Source organism: Tianweitania populi (genome assembly GCF_014652875.1).
Taxonomy (GTDB): domain Bacteria; phylum Pseudomonadota; class Alphaproteobacteria; order Rhizobiales; family Rhizobiaceae; genus Tianweitania; species Tianweitania populi.
Genome location: NZ_BMZQ01000002.1, coordinates 1,193,505 through 1,209,881, shown reverse-complemented (window position 1 = coordinate 1,209,881; position 16,377 = coordinate 1,193,505). Strand labels below are relative to the sequence as shown.

Below are 16,377 nucleotides of genomic sequence, written 5' to 3'. Positions count from 1 at the left end.
ATTTTGGCGGCTGCTTTCATGCATGTCGAGAACAAACCGCGTCAATCCTACGCGCGTGACGCTTTGCTATTCCCTTGACTTCACAGCGGCTGCGCCCGACTTGGGATACGCCTAACCGGAGACCTTTGTCATGGCGGATGCAGCGCAAACCACGATCGGGCGAACCACGATCGATACCGGCGAAGTCGAGCGCTTTTCGCGGCTCGCGGCCGAGTGGTGGAATCCGACCGGCAAGTTCAAGCCCCTGCACAAGTTCAACCCGGTGCGTCTGGCCTATATCCGCGATCAGGTTGCCGCCCGCTTCGGCCGCGACCCGCATGCCGCACGCCCCTTCGATGGTCTGCGCATTCTGGATATCGGTTGCGGCGGTGGCTTGTTGTGCGAGCCACTGGCGCGTCTCGGTGCGACGGTCGTCGGTGCCGACGCCTCTGAAACCAATATCGAAGTCGCCAAGCTCCATGCGGCCGAAGGCAATCTGACGATCGATTATCGCGCCACGACGGCGGAAGCCCTCGCTGACGCTGGCGAACAGTTCGACGTCATCCTCAACATGGAAGTGGTCGAGCACGTCGCAGATGTCGACCTGTTCATCTCCAAGACATCCGCCATGGTGAAGCCGGGTGGCATCATGTTCGTGGCCTCAATCAACCGCACGCTGAAAGCCTGGGGCCTCGCCATCATCGGTGCCGAATACGTGCTTCGCTGGCTGCCGCGCGGCACGCATCAGTTCGAAAAGCTGGTGCGCCCGGAAGAGTTGGAAACCGCTCTGCGCGCCGGCGGCCTGAGCGTCATCGACCGCACCGGCGTGACCTTCAACCCCCTAACCGACCGCTGGGGCCAATCCCGCGACATGGACGTGAACTACATGGTGCTGGCGGAACGGCCGGGCTTCAACTGAGGCTGCAGATTACTGACGCGATGGCGGCCAGCCGGCAACAGCGCCGACGGCGTGCAGTCGCTGCATGGTCTCGACATCGAGATCGTCGCGGGCAAGGGCTTCCTTGATCGCTGGCTGCGCGATGCTCGGCAGCTTTGCGAGCGCGAAGGTTGCACTCTTGACCATCGCCTCGTCTTTCGCAGCGATCAAAGCGGAGATGAGAAGATCGGCCACGCGGGGATCGTTCTTGAGCTCGCTCGGTACCGCGATCGTAAGATGCTCGAACACTTCGACGTTCGGCGCGGTTTTCACGAGATCGAGATAGGCCTGGAGGCCGGGCGTACCGGACTTTGAGAGGGCCACAATGATCTGTCGGCGCTCCTCAATGCGGTTCGCTTTGGTTTCGAAAGCTGTCTTCAGCGCGTTCGCAACGCGTTGGCTTCGATCGGTGTTTTCTTGAACGCGAATGGTCGCCATTGCAAGATCCACCTCCGATTGCGCGGTTTCGAGATCTCGCAAGGCGGCGTCCAGCATGGCAGGATCGCGGTCGCCGGCTTTTGACAGAGTGCGGGATGCCATCTGACGGGCTTCCGCATCATCTGATTCAAGCAGGCTGCGAAGCTTCGCCTTCACATCGTCCGGAAGGGTCTCACTTCCTTGCAAGATATGCGCGAGGTTGCCGCTGAAGCGATCGTCCTTGCTTCGCAACAGAGCCTCCTGAACGAAGGGCACGACGCCTTCGCCCTGATAAACGAGGGCCGCCGACGTGGTCGCCTGGAGACTAGGGTCTTGCGTACGCTCCAGGAGAGCCAGCAGTCCGGGCGCTAGCTCCTGGGGATGAGGCGGCGCGAAACCCGCCAAATTGGCGAGATTGGCTTCCAGTGAAATATCCGCCGGTTCATGCAGGAGCTTGGCAAGTGTCGGAACGAGTTCCGGTGGAAGCTCGGGCACTCTGCGCTGGAACTTGGACTGGGCAAGGATCGTGGCTAGCAGATAGCTCGTCTCGATCCGGCCTGCTTCATCCTGTGCAGCAACGAAACGTCGCGTCAGATCCGGGATGGCCGCATCACCGAGACGCACGACCTCTTGTGCGGCCAGCATGAAATCCTGCTCGGTTTCGGCCGCATGCATCTTGGCAAACGCACTATCGACGACCTCGCTGGCATCCTGCGAAAATCCTGGGACCGCCCACAACAAGACCGATGCCAGCAGGCCGGCCCGGATCGCGGTACGTTTCTGCGGCATCATTGTCCTCCACGTCTGGTTCTGAGCTAACAGCTCGCTGAACGCCCCATTCTTCAATTCTGCTCTTCGGGCAAAGCCGGCAGCGGCAGGAAGCCGACGCCGTCTTCGGCGAGGCTCTTGGCTTCTTCGAGCGTGGCTTCGCCGTAGATGCCGCGCGCTTCCGTTTCGCCGAAATGGATCTTGCGCGCTTCTTCCGCGAACTTGTCGCCGACATTTTCGGCCGAGCTCCGCACCTTGCGGGCAAGGTCCTGCAGCTGCGCGATCATCTTGGCCTGCTCGGCACCGGCTGCCAAAGCGAGCTTTTCCCGCCGCTTGCCGGTGGACACGGCAGGCGCCATCAGCGCCTTGCTGATTTTGGCGGAACCGCAGGTCGGGCAAGTCACGAGCCCGCGCTGCGCTTGGCCGTCATAATCCCCGGCATTGCGAAACCAGGCTTCGAAGTCGTGGCCTTCAGTGCAATGAAGCGAATAGGAGATCATTCCGCGGCCTGTGCCTGCCCCTGACCGCCAATCCGCGCGACCTCGAACGCGCGAGCATTGCGCAGGTTCGGGATCTTCTTGCGGGCGTCCGCGACCTTGGCGGTGTCGATCTCGGCCGTAATCACCTGCGGTTCCCCGCTCGTGGCTTCGGCCAGGATTGCGCCCCATGGATCGATGATCATCGAATGGCCGAAGGTTTCGCGCCCGTCCTGATGCCGGCCGGACTGGGCGGCCGCAATCACGAAGGCGCCGTTTTCGATGGCGCGGGAGCGCAGCAGCACATGCCAATGCGCTTCGCCTGTCTGGCGCGTGAAGGCAGCGGGCACGGTGAGCACCTCGGCGCCGGCCAGCGCCTGCGCCTGGAACAGCTGCGGAAAGCGCAAATCGTAGCAGACGGCCACGCCGAGCGTCGCAAACTGCAGTGTGGCGACCACGCTTTTCTCGCCAGGCTGGTAGGTCGCGGATTCGCGCCAGCTTTCGCCGCGATCGAGATCGACGTCGAACATGTGGATCTTGTCATAGGTGGCGATCCGCGCGCCGTCGGGCCCGAACAGGAAGGCGCGGTTGGCGACCTTGCCGTTTTCGCTGATATCATCGAGCGCGATGGCCGTGGAACCGATATGCAGGGTGATGCCGAGTTCACCAGCCAGACGCTGACCGGCCTGAGCGACGAGGTCTTCCGCCTCAGTGCGCAACATGGCGCGCAAGGCCGGACGATCGCGCACCAGCGCGCCGGTCATCTCCGGCGTTTGCACATAGGTAGCGCCTCGCGAGGCGGCTTCGCGCACCAGTGTTTCCATCGCCGCGATGTTTTCGGCGATTGTCGTGCCCGAACACATCTGCACGGCCGCAGCGGTGAAAATCGCCATGGGAGATCCTCAGGCCGCTAGAAGCGGATCCAGCTTGCCGGATGCATCCAGCGCATGGAGATCGTCGCAACCGCCGACATGGGTGTCGTCGATGAAGATCTGCGGGAAGGTCGAGCGCTTGGAGCGTGTCATCATTTCCTGACGAAGTTCCGGCGAAAAGCTCGCATCGTGCTCGGTATAGGAAACGCCCTTCTTGTCGAGCAGCTTCTTGGCCGCCGTGCAATAGCCGCAGCCCACGCGCGTATAGATCACAACATCAGCCATATGCGTTCCCATCAGAAATCCTTGAGCCGCCTATATAGAGATGCGCAAAGGCGGCTGGAAGCCCTCCCCGCTTGTTCGGGTTCAAACCCTGCAATAAAGAAGATGGCTTGTTTTCAAATTTTGAAGGCAGAAGCAGCAGCGCCCCGACCAGCCGGCGCGATCGGGAGAGATGGGCTTTCCCGACTGAGGCAACAGCCTTGCCTTCAAAATGGAGGTGACGATGATGTGGTTCTTCCACTGAACGTCAGCTTTGAAATGAAGAAGACCCGGAGCGGCTGGTCAATAGCACTCCGGGTCAACATCTTCATCTAAAGGCAAACCGGGGAGTAGGTGTGCAGCCTGCTCCCCACCTCCAGAAATATAATCCAATGCCGCGCATTCGTCAAAGCCCTCGCATCACCCTTCATCCTCTTCCAGATCGAGCTGATCGGGCAGGACACGGGAGAAGGTGAGGATGTCGACGGCTGATGCGCCGTTGCGCAGGAGGGTGCGGGTGACGGCGGAGACGGTGGCGCCGGTGGTGTAGACGTCGTCGATCAGGAGCACGCGTTTGCCTTTGAGCTTTGTCTTGGCTTTTGGATGCACGCGAAAGGCGCCGCGAACATTGTCCTGCCGCTGTTTGGCATGGAGGCCGACTTGCTGGCGTGTGGGACGCGTGCGGTGGATGAGGTCGGGTTCGAAAGGGAGGCCGGTCAGGGCTGACAGGCTGCGGGCGAGTTCGGCGGATTGGTTGTAGCGGCGCTGGAAGAAGCGGCGGCGATGCAAGGGCACGGCAACGATGAGGTCGGCCTGGTCGAGCAGTTCGCTGCCGGCGCGCAGCATCCAGCGCGCCATCCAGGGGGCGAGATCGGTGCGGTCACGATACTTCAGATCGCCCACCATGCGCCGCGCCAGGCCGGTATGGATGGCGGCGGAGCGCAGGCGGGCAAAAGGCGGCGGGCTGGCGATGGCCTCGGCGGACAGGAAGATGTCGCCCTTGTCTTCGCGGAACGGCGTGCCCATCACCGGGCAATACGGCTTGTCGATCAGGCGCAGGTTGGACCAGCAGGTGCCGCACAGCGAACCGGGCACGGCGACCTGTGTTTGACAGCCCAGGCAGATCGGAGGGAACAGGAGCTTGCCGGCGGCACGGGCAAGGACCGTCGGCGCCAACAAAAGCCGTGTCTTGATCAAAGGCGCGGCGAACACGTAAAAGCACCCCCCTGTTCATGATCCATCAGGAGTGCCAGCGTTGGAGCCGATTGTCGATACCGCGCTGAGCCTGCAGCACAAGCGCCGCGCTCTTCTGCACCGTGCCGAACAAGGCGTGGACTTCCTGATGCGGCTGAGTGCCGACGATCTCCTTGAGCGGCTGGCCACGGTAGAGCGGCATTTCCCGGATGCCGCGACGCTGTTTTCGCTGACCGGCCACGCGGCATCGGCCCTTCAGGCGAGCGGCAAGGTCGATCATGTCACCCGCGTGGAAGCGATGCCCGAGCTTCTGAACGACGGCGAGGGTCAGGTGGCCACGCCCGAAATCGTGCCGTTCGAACCGGAAAGCATGGACCTGATCGTGTCGCTTCTGTCCTTGCACGAAGCGAACGACATTCCGGGCAGTTTGATCCAGATCCGGCGCGCGCTCAGGCCCGACGGGTTGTTTCTGGCCGCGTTTCCGGGTGCCGGCACTTTGGCCGAATTGCGCGACAGTTTCCTTCAGGCCGAAGCGGAGCTGAGCGACGGAGCGAGCCCGCGCGTTCTGCCTTTCACCGATGTGCGCGATGCCGGCGGGCTGCTTCAGCGCGCGGGCTTCGCTCTGCCCGTTGCCGATCTGGAAACGCTGACCGTTCGCTACGACAACCTGTTTGCCTTGACGAAGGATCTGCGAGCGATGGGTGCGGCCAATGCCATGATCGCGCGCAGCCGCAAGCCGGCAAGCCTGGCGCTGTTCATGCGCGCCTCGGAAATCTACGCCGAGCGCTATTCCGATCCGGACGGGCGCATCCGCGCGACATTCTCGATTGTCTGGCTCTCGGGCTGGGCGCCGCATGCCTCGCAGCAGAAGCCGGCCGCGCGCGGCAGTGCAACGGCGTCTCTGGCGGAGGCGCTTAAACCGCGCTGATTACTGATTGGCGGACAAAGCCTGGATGAGGCGGCCGTTGTTGTTGCCCCAGAGGTAAGTCAGCGCGTTTGTGGCGTTGCCGAAGCCGACCAGCACGGCGAGCGCGAGACAAGCGACGATCAGGCCGTATTCGACCATCGTGGCCCCACGCTCGTCCCTGATAAACCGTCGGATCATCTCGGATGCCCAAATCCTGTGTGGGGGCATCCTTGCTGTCAGGCGTTAAGAAACCGGCTTGTCAAAGCAGAGACTTGGACGTTTCAGCAGTCGCCGACCTGACGGCCATCGTCGCGGATGACGCAAACGCCGCCCGGCTTCTGCGACAGGACGCTGCGGCGAACCGTGTAGGTGCCCGGTGTGTTGATGCTGCCGGTGGCGGTGTAATCGAGGTCGCTGCTGCCCCCGACACTACCCATGACGCCCCGCTCTTCCCGCACCATCATCGGCGCCAGAAACAGGGTCAGCGCCACGCCGGCCGTGCTGAAAAGAAGGGCTGAGCGGACGAGGACGGATCGGCAGGCCGAGAAGAAGGCTTCGTGCCTGCTCGGCTCCGGTGGCAAGTTCATATCCCTGCGCATCGTTGACTCTCCTGTTGGCGTCAGCAGTTTTAAGCCCTGCTGTTGCCTTCAAATTGTCACGAGTGCCTAAAAGCTTTGTTAAGCCTGCCGGTAAGGATTGGCGCCAGACCGGCCTCAAAGCAAATCGATAAGATGCGAAATCAACGGCTCGTCGGCGGGCGGCATCGGGTAATCGCGCAGCTTGGTGGGTCGTACCCATTTCAGCGCCTGGGCTTCCAGTGGCTGCGGCGTGCCCCAGTAACGGCGGCAGACATAAAGCGGCATCAGCAGATGGAAGCTGTCATAGGTGTGGCTGGCAAACGTCAGCGGCGCGAGGCAACTCACCTTGGTGTCGATGCCCAGCTCTTCCTTCAGCTCGCGCACCAGCGCCAGCTCAGGCGTTTCGCCGAGCTCGACCTTGCCGCCTGGGAATTCCCACAAACCGGCGAGCGACTTACCTTCCGGCCGCTGTGCCAGCAACACGCGGTTGTCGGAATCCACCAGAGCGCAGGCGACAACCAGAACGAGCTTCTTGGTGTCGCTCATGCTTCGGCTTCCGCGACAGCCCCTTGCGGGCGGCGATAATGATAGCCGTACACCGCTTCAAAACCGATCGACCGGTAGAGCTTGATGGCGACTTCGTTGTTGGCTTCGACCTGCAACCAGGCGAGCTTGGCACCGCGCAGCTTGGCCCATTTCAAGGCTGACAGAACAACACGGCGGCCGTAGCCCTGGCCGCGAACCTTCACATGGGTCGCGACCTCGAACAGGCCGGCGAGATCGCGATCCTGAACGCAGATTGCGGACGCCAGCGGATGATCCTCGGCTTCAAGCGCGAATAAACCGACTTCCGGTTCGATAGCGCGAATGATGTCGGTGAGACCCGGTGCACGCGCCGGACCGAGCCCGTGCACTTCGAGCGCTGCGGTGATGAAGCGATCGACATCTTTCAGCGGGATCTGGTCCATCGCATCGCCAACCGGCGTGTCGCCTTCCAGACCAAGCGCCATCACCAGCGAAGGCCGGATCGTGTCCCAGCCAGCGGCATCGAAATGCGCCTCGAGCTTTTCGCCGGCCAGCGGCGACAAGCGAAAGGTGAGCGGCCGGCCGGCGGCGGTGAAGCGTTCGGCAGCCCGCGCGATGCGATTGTCCAGATCGTGCAGGTCGCCAGGATCGAGCGGATTGACCGAGTTCAAGCGTTTGGCGTCATGGCCGGGCGTGAGCCGGATCACCCAGGTGCCGTCATATTGCACATCCGCAGCCGGCCACGCGCGAAATCCCGCGGCTTCGAAGCGGCGCACGAGGCCAAGATGCAATGAGCGATCCGGAAGATGATCTGGCATAGGTATTCCTAAGACCGGTAATCACCGTTGATGGCGACATATTCCTTGGTGAGATCGCAGGTCCAGACGGTCGCCTTGCCGTCGCCCAGCCCGATATCGACGGTGATCAGGATCTCGTCACTCTTCATATAGGCGGATGTCGCGGCTTCCGAATAGGCGGGATCGCGTTCGCCCTCATGCGCGACGCGGATGTCGCCGAAGGAAATGGCCAAGCGATCGCGGTCGGCCGGTTCACCGGATTTGCCGACGGCCATGACGACGCGGCCCCAGTTGGCGTCTTCGCCGGCCACCGCCGTTTTCACCAGCGGCGAGTTGGCGATGGAGAGCGCGATGCGCTTGGCGGACTGGTCGCTTTCAGCACCCGTGACGGTGATCTCGACCTCCTTGCGTGCGCCCTCGCCGTCACGCACGACCTGAAGCGCCAGGACTTTCAGGAGATCGGCCAAAGCGGCCTTGAAGGCATCGAGACGCGGATCGTCGGTTGTATCGATCGCTGGGGCACCCCGGCCAGCGGCCTTGCCGGTGGCAAACAGCATCAGCGTATCGCTGGTGGACGTGTCGCTGTCGACGGTTACCGCGTTGAAGGTGCCGGAAACGGCTTGCGACAACATCGCCTGCAACACGGGTGCGGCGATCGGCGCATCGGTGGCGACGAAGGACAGCATGGTCGCCATATCCGGCGCGATCATGCCGGCACCCTTCGCGATACCGTTGATTGTCACGGCCGTGCCGCCGAGATCGACCGTGCGCGTGGCATATTTTGGATAGGTATCGGTGGTCATGATCGCCTTGCCGGCATCGGCCCACAGCGACGGCTCGGCGGATGAAGCGAGATCGCCCAGCAGATGGGTAAAGCGGGCAGGATCGAGCGGCTCTCCGATCACGCCGGTGGATGCCAGAAACACGTTTGCCTCGTCGCAGCCGGCCGCAGCCGCAGCGGCCTTTGCGGTCGCCTGCGTGGTTTCGCGACCCTTTTTGCCCGTGAAGGCGTTGGCGTTGCCGGAATTGACCACCAGCACGCGCGCGGTTCCGTTGCTGAGATTCTGTCGGCACAGATCCACCGGAGCGGACGGGCAGCGCGAGCGCGTGAAAACGCCGGCGGCGGCAGTCCCCTCATCGAACACCATCACAAGGAGGTCAGTGCGGTTCTTGTACTTTATGCCAGCCTGCGCGGTGGCGATCCGCACGCCTTCGATATCAGGCATATCGGGAAAGCTTTTCGGAGCGAGCGGGGAGATGGTGGTGGACATGATCTGCCTCGAAACAAGCGGTCTCAGGATCGACTGCGTTCCGTTTGGCGCATGGGCTTGCCGCGCGCAAGACGCTGCGGGGCATTTCCCTGTGCGAGGCAGGCTTCGCCGCCATGCCGCGACAAAGGAAAAGGGCACCCGAAGGCGCCCTTTCGATATCGTCCAGTTGGCCCGAGCTTACTGCTGCGTGGCCGGCGCTTCTTCAGCCGGGGTGTCCGTAGCCGGCGCGTCGCCTGCGGGCGTGTCACCAGCCGGAGCCGCGTCTGCCGGCGCCTCGCCAGCAGCGTCACCGCCGGGCTGGCCAGCCTGGGCCTTGTCGATGGAATCCACCGTCGCCTTCAAGGCCGCATCGGGGATCTGCACATCGGCGGACCCGCGCAGATCACGAACCAGCTTCAGGTAGTTGTCGCGCAAAAGCAGCGAGCGAACCTGATCCTTCACCTGCTCGAAAGCCGGCGGCTGCTGTTCGCGCTTGTCTTCCACCTTGATGACGTGGAAGCCGAACTGCGTCTGCACCGGCGTCTTGGTGTACTGGCCGGGCTCGAGCGCGAAGGCCGCCTTTTCGAACTCAGGCACCATCTGGTTCGGGCCGAAATAGCCGAGATCGCCGCCCTGCGCTGCCGCGCCATCGGTCGACTTCTCCTTGGCGATAGCTTCGAAGTTGCCGCCCTCATCGAGCTGCTTGATGACAGCGTCGGCTTCTTCCTTGGTCTTCACCAGGATGTGGCGGGCATGAACCTCGTTGACCGCCGGCTGCTTGGCGATTTCCTGGTCGTAGCGGGCGCGGATCGCGTCATCGGTCACGCCGGCCGCGATGTCCTGCTCCACAACGGCGCTATGAAGCGCGCGCTGGCGCAGGAATTCCATGCGCTGCTTGAACTCAGGCTTCTCGGCCAGGCCATCGGCCTCGGCCTTTGCCGACAGCAGCTTGATTTCGATCAGCGCCGACAAAGCGGCGGCCCGCTTCTGTTCCGGCGGCAGCTGCGCGAACTGCGGATCCAGATCGCTTTCGGCCAGGGTCAGCTGTGCTTCGGTGATCTGCTGACCATTCACCGTTGCAACAACGGCATCACTCTGGGCCAGCGCGCCGAAGCTGGTGCTGGCAAGAAGAGCTCCGGTCAGGAGCGCGGCCGCCAGCGGACGGTGGAAAGAAAAAGACATGAAGTCATCTCCAGGAAGGAAAACTCGTGTGACGGTCGCTTCGCTAACCGCCCTTCGTGAACTCAGCCACATCAAATGTGTCGGAATTCAAGGTCGACCAGTGCACTTCGCGCAGCGTTGACATCGCTCGGGCCCCCTCTTATCTCTCGCACAACTTTGCGTCCAGAACGGATTCAGGCGCCCATTTCGTTCATTCCGCTTCACTTCCATATGATTGCCGAGACGGATCGGGTGGAAACGGGGCAACCCGGCCTCGCCTTCGCGGTTTACGATTGAAAGGACCACAGGATGGTCAGCTTCGGCGGCTTTGCCCGCAAGATTTTCGGATCGTCCAATGATCGTCGCGTCAAAGGATTCAGTTCCAAAGTAGCCGCGATCAACGCGCTGGAGCCGGAACTGTCCGGCTTGTCCGATGAAGCCCTGCGGGCGCGCACGGACGAGTTCAGGGCGCAGATCGCTGCTGGCCGTTCGCTCGACGACATCCTGGTTCCGGCTTTCGCCACGGTTCGCGAGGCGTCCAAGCGCGTGTTCGGCATGCGTCATTTCGACGTGCAGCTGATCGGCGGCATGGTTCTGCATGAAGGCGACATCGCCGAAATGCGCACCGGTGAAGGCAAGACGCTGGTCGCCACCCTGCCGGTCTATCTCAACGCCCTTGAAAGCAAGGGCGTGCATGTCGTGACGGTCAACGACTATCTGGCCAGCCGCGACGCCGAACAGATGGGCCGCCTTTATTCCTTCCTCGGCCTGTCCACCGGCATCATCGTGCACGGGCTTTCCGACGAGCAGCGCAAGGCGGCCTATGCCTGCGACGTGACCTACGGCACGAACAACGAGCTCGGCTTCGATTATCTGCGCGACAACATGAAATATGAGCGCGCGCAGATGGTGCAGCGCGGTCATAACTATTCCATCGTCGACGAAGTGGACTCGATCCTGGTCGACGAAGCGCGCACGCCGCTGATCATTTCCGGCCCGCTCGAAGACAAGTCCGACCTTTATCTCGCCGTCGACGGCTTCATGCCGCAGCTCGAAGCGGCCGATTACGAGGTCGATGAAAAGCAGCGCACCGCGATCTTCACCGAAGAAGGCACGGAAAAGATCGAGACCATGCTGAGCGCGGCCGGCCTGTTGAAGGGTGACTCGCTCTACGACATCGAGAATGTCTCGATCGTCCACCACGTCAACAACGCGCTGAAGGCCCATCGCCTGTTCCAGCGCGACAAGGACTACATCGTCCGCAACGACGAAATCGTCATCATCGACGAATTCACCGGCCGCATGATGCCGGGCCGCCGCTATTCGGAAGGCCTGCACCAGGCGCTGGAAGCCAAGGAACACGTCCAGGTTCAGCCCGAGAACCAGACGCTGGCTTCGATCACCTTCCAGAACTACTTCCGCATGTACAAGAAGCTGGCCGGCATGACCGGCACGGCGGCAACGGAAGCGGAAGAATTCGGCAACATCTACAATCTCGAAGTGGTCGAAGTGCCGACCAACCTGCCCGTGCAGCGTCTGGACGAGGACGACGAGGTTTATCGTACGGTCGAGGAAAAGTACCGGGCGATCGTGCGCGAGATCAAGGCGGCGGCCGAGAAGAAGCAGCCGATCCTCGTGGGCACGACCTCCATCGAGAAGTCGGAACTGCTGGCCGAGCGGCTGCGCAAGGACGGCGTGAAGGGCTTCCAGGTCCTCAACGCCCGCCACCACGAGCAGGAAGCGACCATTGTTGCCCAGGCCGGTGCGCCGGGCGCCATCACCATCGCCACCAACATGGCCGGACGCGGCACCGACATCCAGCTCGGCGGCAATGCCGATATGCGCATTGCGCAGGAACTCGGCGACATGGAAGCCGGTCCGGAGCGTGATGCGGCCGAGCAGGCGATCAAGGACGACATCAAGCGTTTGAAGGAAATCGCGATCGCTGCAGGCGGCCTTTATGTGCTGGCCACCGAGCGCCATGAGTCGCGCCGCATCGACAACCAGCTGCGCGGCCGCTCCGGTCGCCAGGGCGATCCGGGCCGCTCGAAGTTCTACCTTTCGCTTCAGGACGACCTGATGCGCATCTTCGGCTCCGACCGCATGGATTCCATGCTGCAACGCCTCGGCCTCAAGGAAGACGAGGCCATCATCCATCCCTGGATCAACAAGGCTCTGGAAAAGGCGCAGAAGAAGGTCGAAGCCCGCAACTTCGACATGCGCAAGAACGTCCTGAAATACGATGATGTCATGAACGACCAGCGCAAGGTGGTGTTCGAACAGCGCATCGAGATGATGGAAGGCGGCGAGGAACTCGGCGAAGTCGTCAAGGAAATGCGCGAAGAGGTGATCGACGCACTGGTCGCCAAGCACATCCCCGAAACGGCCTATGCCGAGCAGTGGGACGTGGCGGGCCTGCAGGAGGCCGTGCGCGAAGGGCTGAACCTCGATCTGCCGATTGTGGACTGGGCGGCCGAAGAAGGCATTGCTGAAGACGACATCCACGCCCGCATCACCGAAGCAGCCGAAGCTGCCGCCAAGGCGCGCGAAGAGCGTTTCGGCCCGGACGTGCTGGCTTATGTCGAGAAGTCGATCCTGCTGCAGACGCTCGACCATCTGTGGCGCGAGCATCTCGTCAATCTCGATCATCTGCGTTCGGCCGTGGGCCTGCGCGGTTATGCTCAGCGCGATCCGCTCAACGAATATAAGAGCGAGTCCTTCGAGCTGTTCCAGGCCCTGCTCGCCAATCTGCGCGAGGTCGTGACCAGCCAGATGATGCGCGTGGAACTGGTGCGCCAGGCCGCCGAAGAGCCGCTGCCGGATGCCCCACGCATGTTCGGCGAGCATATCGACGCGACCACCGGCGAGGACGACTTCAACGAGAGCGAAGTCTATCAGGGCGGCGGCGATCTGGCGCTGATCGAGCGCGAAGACACCCGCGTGGTTGCCCCGGAAGATCGCGACCCCAACGACCAATCCACCTGGGGCAAGGTCGGCCGCAACGAGCTCTGCCCCTGCGGTTCGGGCAAGAAATACAAGCACTGCCACGGCACGTTCGCCTGAGACGTAGTGATGGACGAATAAGAAACCGGCTCGAAAGGGCCGGTTTTTTGTTGCGCGGTTGGGGCGGGTTGGCGGACGGCAAGATCCTTGGCGGGAGTCGTCGTGGCGGTGGAAAGGTTGTTACCCCCACCCTTTATCCCTCCCCTCAAGGGGGAGGGAGGCGTCATCGTGGTGCATTACTTCGGCCCTTGCCACCTGGCTGGCATCTTTGCGCTTCACCTGCAGTATCACCACCAAGCCTCATCGTGGCGCTTCTGACCGCGGTCCCACCCAGCGCGAGGCCTCAGTCCCCCCTCCCCCTTGAGGGGAGGGGTAAGGGGTGGGGGTGTCAACGCTGAACGTCGCACCGTCCCATCCACGGATGGATGCTCCATCGATCTAGCCCGAACCGTTTTTTAAAGACTCCGCGCTAGAGAAAAGACCATCGAAGTCGGAGTATGTGTGTGCGTTTTTCGGCGGCAACGACGGCCGAGCGCTTCCTGCCGGAGCGATTGGCGAGCCGGGCTCGTCCCTTGCTCGACCAGGTCGACGCCTTGTTGATCCCGCGCGATGCGCGCGATCAGGCTGGCCGCATTTCGCTGATCGCCTTCGCCATCCGCATCTTGAGCGCGGCCATCGCCTTCATCAGCCAGGTCTTCATGGCCCGCTGGATGGGGTCTTTCGAATACGGCATCTTCGTGCTGGTCTGGGTCGCCGTGGTAATTCTCGGCAACCTTTCCTGCTTCGGCTTCCACACGGCGGTGATCCGCTTCATTCCGGAATATCGCGAAACGGATCGGCCGGATCATCTGCGCGGCATCCTGTTCGGCAGCCGCATCTTTACGCTGGTCGCATCCAGCTCGATCGCCGCTCTCGGCGCGCTGGGCTTGTACCTTTTTTCCGGCTCGGTCGAACCGTATTACATCGTACCCTTCGCGCTCGGCATCGTGATGCTGCCGATGATCGCATTGTCCGACACGCTGCAAGGCATCGCCCGCGCCAATGCCTGGGCAGTCGCCGCACTCGCACCCGCTTATGTCGTGCGCCCGACTTTGCTGCTCGTGTTCATGGCCGGCCTGCTGCTTGCCGGCTGGGAGCCCGATGCGCGAACCTCGCTGATCGCCGCCATCGCCGCGACCTACGCGACGGCGCTTTACCAGGTGCTGAGCGTAACCGGCCCGGCCGATCGCGTTGCAGGCCGCGGTTCGCGTCATATCGACATGCGGACATGGCTGGCCGTGTCCCTGCCGATCTTCCTGATCGAAGGCTTCACGTTCCTTCTCACCAATGCGGACGTGCTGGTGGTCGGCTTCTATCTCGAGCCGCATGATGTCGCGATCTATTATGCGACGGTGAAAACACTGGCGCTGGTGCACTTCGTGTATTTCGCCGTGAAAACGGGCGCGGCACAGCGTTATGCGCAGCTCATCCATGCCGGCGAGAACCGCCGGCTGGCCGATTTCGCGCGCGAGACCGTGGCCTGGACCTTTTGGCCGTCGGTCGGCATGGGCCTGTTCGTGCTCGCGGCCGGCTGGCCGCTGCTTTTGCTGTTCGGCGAAGAATTCACCGCCGGCTATCCGCTTCTGTTCGTTCTGGTAGCAGGCGTCATGGCGCGCGCCAGCGTCGGGCCGGCGGAAAGCCTGCTGACGATGAGCGGGCAACAAAATATCTGCGCCGGCGTTTATGCGGCGACGCTTGCGGTCAACCTGACCTGCAACGCGCTTCTCATTCCACAGATCGGGCTTTGGGGCGCAGCCGTCGCCACCTCCGCTGCAATGATCTTCGAGGCGATCGCGCTGGCGATTGTCGTCTGGATCAAGCTGGGGTTGGTGATGGTGATCGGCTTCCAGGCCACGCCGGCACGCGGCAGGAGTTCATAGATGGCCGCGACCCCGATCCTGGAAGAACTCAGCACATCCAGCTCCGGCTCGATGATCGCCCAGCTGGCAGGCTTCACGCCGCGCCTGACCAACCACGGCGAGCAGATCGAAAACATGGGGCCCGTTCGCCCGCTGCGCCGTCTCGCGATCTATCCCGCCGCAGCCGGCTTCGACCTGGTGGATGAGCTCGACCACCTGTGCGCCCGCACGGTTGAACCCAACGTTTTCTTCAATCCGCGCTTTCTCGCGCCAGCCATGCCGCGCCTGGAAGACCGCGAAATCAGGCTGGCCGTGATGCGCGACGGCGAAGGCGACGACAGCCGTTTGCGCTTCCTTTTGCCCTTCTCCATCGAGCGTCCCGGCGTGCCGCTTGCGGTGCCCGTTTTGCGCAGCTGGGCCAATCCGTTCGGACCGCTCGGCACGCCGCTGATCGACCGCGACGATCCGATCGGCGTAATCGAGGACTTCCTGGCCATGCTGGCGCGGCCTCATCTGAACTTCCCCAAGGCTTTCGTTTTGCCGGATATCCGGCTCGATGGCCCGGTGGCCGGCCTTTTCCGCCATGTCAGCGAAACCCGCAACCTGCCGCTCGACATCGTGGACCGGGTGGAGCGGCCTTATCTGCAAAGCGAGTTGGAAGGCGACGCCTATCTCAAGCGCGCGCTGAGCGCCCATCATTTCCGCGAGTTCAAGCGCTTGAAGCGGCGGCTGGGCGAAAAGGGCAAGCTCGATTACGCCATTCACCGCCAGCCTGACGATGTTCGCATTGCCACCGAAGCCTTCCTGACGCTGGAAATGGACGGCTGGAAGGGCCGCGAGCGCTCTGCCATGGCCGCCGACCGCTACCGTGCCGCCTTTGCGCGCGAAGCTGTTTATCGCCTGTCGGAAGCCGACAATTGCCGCGCCCATGTTTTGTCGCTCGACGACAAGCCGATCGCAGTGCTGCTGGTGTTCATCGAAAACGGCGTCGCTTACACCTGGAAGACGGCCTATGACGAAACTTACTCGGCCTTCTCGCCCGGCACGCTGCTGGCGATGGAAGTGACGCGCACCCATCTCGACGATCCCAACATCCAGGCAACCGATTCCTGCGCCGTGCCCGATCATCCCGTGATGAGCCGCATCTGGAGCGAGCGCGCGCAGTTCGGAACGATGATCATCGGCCTGACGCCGGATACGGACCGCCATGTGCGGCAGGCCGCGCAGCAGATCCATTTGTATCGCGAAAGCCGCAACATGGCGCGCCTGGTGCGCAACCGCATCCGCAAACTGATCGGGCGGCGCCGTTAAGCGCCGCCCGATACGAATTTGATGGGGAGGAACACCCTCCCAC

The 16,377-nt window shown here is 62.6% G+C and carries 16 protein-coding genes; 5 read left to right on the top strand and 11 right to left on the bottom strand.

The features are described 5' to 3' along the window. Positions 1-130: 130 nt before the first annotated feature. Positions 131-898, top strand: coding sequence for a bifunctional 2-polyprenyl-6-hydroxyphenol methylase/3-demethylubiquinol 3-O-methyltransferase UbiG (ubiG, locus tag IE166_RS15160; protein ID WP_189505290.1), 768 nt, complete (start codon positions 131-133; stop codon positions 896-898). 9 nt (positions 899-907) lie between these two features. On the opposite strand, the gene IE166_RS15155 is transcribed toward ubiG, so the two are convergent. The 5 genes from IE166_RS15155 to IE166_RS15135 all read right to left on the bottom strand — a co-directional run bounded on the left by IE166_RS15155 (position 908) and on the right by IE166_RS15135 (position 4,889). Beyond that, on the bottom strand, positions 908-2,122 hold the full coding sequence (locus tag IE166_RS15155) for a hypothetical protein (RefSeq protein WP_189505288.1): 1,215 nt from the start codon (positions 2,120-2,122) through the stop codon (positions 908-910). Positions 2,123-2,175: 53 nt separating this feature from the next. Further along, on the bottom strand, positions 2,176-2,601 hold the full coding sequence (locus IE166_RS15150) for a DUF1178 family protein (protein WP_189505286.1): 426 nt from the start codon (positions 2,599-2,601) through the stop codon (positions 2,176-2,178). After that, positions 2,598-3,470 carry a carbon-nitrogen hydrolase family protein gene (locus IE166_RS15145; protein ID WP_189505283.1) on the bottom strand — a complete coding sequence of 291 codons (873 nt, stop codon included), beginning with the start codon at positions 3,468-3,470 and terminating at the stop codon, positions 2,598-2,600. The genes IE166_RS15150 and IE166_RS15145 overlap by 4 nt, the downstream gene beginning before the upstream one ends. Before the next feature lie 9 nt (positions 3,471-3,479). Continuing rightward, complete coding sequence (grxC, locus tag IE166_RS15140; RefSeq protein WP_189505281.1) at positions 3,480-3,734, bottom strand: glutaredoxin 3; 255 nt, start codon at positions 3,732-3,734, stop codon at positions 3,480-3,482. Positions 3,735-4,130: 396 nt separating this feature from the next. Then, positions 4,131-4,889 carry a ComF family protein gene (locus tag IE166_RS15135; RefSeq protein ID WP_385966339.1) on the bottom strand — a complete coding sequence of 253 codons (759 nt, stop codon included), beginning with the start codon at positions 4,887-4,889 and terminating at the stop codon, positions 4,131-4,133. A gap of 76 nt (positions 4,890-4,965) precedes the next feature. Here IE166_RS15135 and IE166_RS15130 point away from each other — a divergent pair, with 76 nt between their 5' ends. Then, on the top strand, positions 4,966-5,832 hold the full coding sequence (locus IE166_RS15130) for a methyltransferase domain-containing protein (RefSeq protein ID WP_189505278.1): 867 nt from the start codon (positions 4,966-4,968) through the stop codon (positions 5,830-5,832). Here the strand turns inward: IE166_RS15130 and IE166_RS15125 are convergent, their stop codons facing one another. From IE166_RS15125 to IE166_RS15100, 6 genes are all read right to left on the bottom strand, one after another. Then, positions 5,833-6,009: a Flp family type IVb pilin gene (locus tag IE166_RS15125; protein ID WP_244641484.1), complete on the bottom strand. Its 177-nt coding sequence runs from the start codon at positions 6,007-6,009 to the stop codon at positions 5,833-5,835. It lies immediately after the preceding gene. Positions 6,010-6,092: 83 nt separating this feature from the next. Then, positions 6,093-6,398, bottom strand: a complete 306-nt coding sequence (locus IE166_RS15120) for a hypothetical protein (RefSeq protein WP_189505274.1) — start codon at positions 6,396-6,398, stop codon at positions 6,093-6,095. Positions 6,399-6,524: 126 nt separating this feature from the next. Further along, positions 6,525-6,935: a (deoxy)nucleoside triphosphate pyrophosphohydrolase gene (locus IE166_RS15115; protein ID WP_189505272.1), complete on the bottom strand. Its 411-nt coding sequence runs from the start codon at positions 6,933-6,935 to the stop codon at positions 6,525-6,527. Further along, on the bottom strand, positions 6,932-7,732 hold the full coding sequence (locus IE166_RS15110; RefSeq protein ID WP_189505270.1) for a GNAT family N-acetyltransferase: 801 nt from the start codon (positions 7,730-7,732) through the stop codon (positions 6,932-6,934). Before IE166_RS15110 ends, IE166_RS15115 begins: the two co-directional genes overlap by 4 nt. An 8-nt stretch (positions 7,733-7,740) precedes the next feature. Next, on the bottom strand, positions 7,741-8,982 hold the full coding sequence (gene argJ, locus IE166_RS15105) for a bifunctional glutamate N-acetyltransferase/amino-acid acetyltransferase ArgJ (protein ID WP_189505269.1): 1,242 nt from the start codon (positions 8,980-8,982) through the stop codon (positions 7,741-7,743). A 177-nt stretch (positions 8,983-9,159) separates the two neighbouring features. Further along, positions 9,160-10,143, bottom strand: a complete 984-nt coding sequence (locus tag IE166_RS15100) for a peptidylprolyl isomerase (protein WP_189505267.1) — start codon at positions 10,141-10,143, stop codon at positions 9,160-9,162. A gap of 288 nt (positions 10,144-10,431) precedes the next feature. Here IE166_RS15100 and secA point away from each other — a divergent pair, with 288 nt between their 5' ends. From secA to IE166_RS15085, 3 genes are all read left to right on the top strand, one after another. Beyond that, on the top strand, positions 10,432-13,185 hold the full coding sequence (gene secA / locus IE166_RS15095; protein ID WP_189505264.1) for a preprotein translocase subunit SecA: 2,754 nt from the start codon (positions 10,432-10,434) through the stop codon (positions 13,183-13,185). Positions 13,186-13,628: 443 nt separating this feature from the next. Next, positions 13,629-15,044, top strand: a complete 1,416-nt coding sequence (locus IE166_RS15090; RefSeq protein WP_189505255.1) for a lipopolysaccharide biosynthesis protein — start codon at positions 13,629-13,631, stop codon at positions 15,042-15,044. After that, positions 15,045-16,334, top strand: a complete 1,290-nt coding sequence (locus IE166_RS15085) for a GNAT family N-acetyltransferase (RefSeq protein ID WP_189505253.1) — start codon at positions 15,045-15,047, stop codon at positions 16,332-16,334. The last annotated feature ends 43 nt before the right edge of the window (positions 16,335-16,377 follow it).